Annotated in this window: 2 protein-coding genes; both read left to right on the top strand. The window is 38.5% G+C overall.

What is annotated here, in order from left to right:
• Window positions 1-105: 105 nt before the first annotated feature.
• Window positions 106-240, top strand: a complete 135-nt coding sequence (locus tag F6K13_RS33765) for a hypothetical protein (RefSeq protein ID WP_275670409.1) — start codon at window positions 106-108, stop codon at window positions 238-240.
• A gap of 372 nt (window positions 241-612) precedes the next feature.
• Window positions 613-1,266: transposase (locus F6K13_RS33760; RefSeq protein ID WP_287290018.1), on the top strand; the 654-nt coding region annotated here is incomplete at its 3' end.

The raw sequence follows: 1,266 nt of genomic DNA, 5'->3' as shown, positions 1-1,266 counted from the left end.
AGGTGAACAAAAATCTTTTGAACAGACAAAGCATCGATGTCCTAGATTAAGCATTATCGCGCTGTTTAAACCTCTAATCAGCTTTGTTTATGGTGAGTGTTATCGGTGGTGAATCGTAAATCTTACATCCAGATGATGGAGGGAGAAGCTCAAGAAGGAGAAAAATTAGGACGTATGAGAGTCATAGTACAGGATAATGGCCTTATACACAAATGTCAGGAAGTTCAAAAGTTATGGTGAAAGTGGGAATATTAGGTTTATACATCTTTATTTCTGCCTAAATATTGTTCTAAGATCGACTCAATTGGATTGGAGTGGCAATATCTCAAAAAAGATAACTGTCCCGACAAATGTTTGACGACGAGTTAGACGTTGCTTATGGAATTTATCAAAGTGTTGCGAGAAGACCCGCGCTCTCCGGTTACGGGAGCGTCGGGATGAATCGCAATCAATATCGATCTTTCACAAACAATGTGTTATACCAATTTCATAAACTTAAGCAACACTTGTTAAAATATCTATCAAGCTTGAAATCCAAGATGTCAAGTTATCTGTAGTCTGACTTTATGAAATTGGTATTAAAACTGTGAAAAGTTAATTAGCTAGCAGTAGATGGTTGAAAAAGCATACAAATTTAGGTTCTATCCAACTCCAGAACAGGAAAACTTGTTGCGGAGAACTTTAGGCTGTGTGCGACTAATCTACAACAAAGCCTTGGCGATTAGAACTCAAGCTTGGTACGAGAAACAGGATCGTGTAGGATACAAGCAAACTTCGGCCATGCTTACCAAATGGAAAAAGCAGGAGGACTTAGAATTCCTAAGCCAAGTAAGCAGCGTACCATTGCAACAAAGTCTGAGACATTTACAAACAGCTTTTACTAACTTTTTCTCACTCCGGGCCAAATATCCTAACTTTAAGAAAAAACGCAATGGTGGTAGTGCTGAATTTACCAAGTCTGCATTCAAATGGAAAGATGGCCAAGTATATCTAGCTAAATGTGCTTCCCCATTACCGATCAGATGGAGTAGGCAATTACCACCAGGATGTAGCCCCACTACAATAACAGTTATGCTTGACCCATCCAATAGATGGTCGGTGTCTTTGAGATTTAACGACAACAGAGATTTCAAACTCAAACCACTCAATAAACAAGTTGGTGTAGATGTTGGTATTAGTAGTCTCATTGCCACAAGTGATGGCACAAAAGTCAACAACCCTAAGTATTTTAATAAACTGTATAAGAAACTGAGGTTAGCTCAAAAA

Source organism: Okeania sp. SIO2B9 (genome assembly GCF_010672505.1).
In the GTDB taxonomy this organism is placed as follows: domain Bacteria; phylum Cyanobacteriota; class Cyanobacteriia; order Cyanobacteriales; family Microcoleaceae; genus Okeania; species Okeania hirsuta.
The sequence above is the reverse complement of the archived record's forward strand: the minus strand, read 5'-3'. Positions and strand labels throughout refer to the sequence as shown.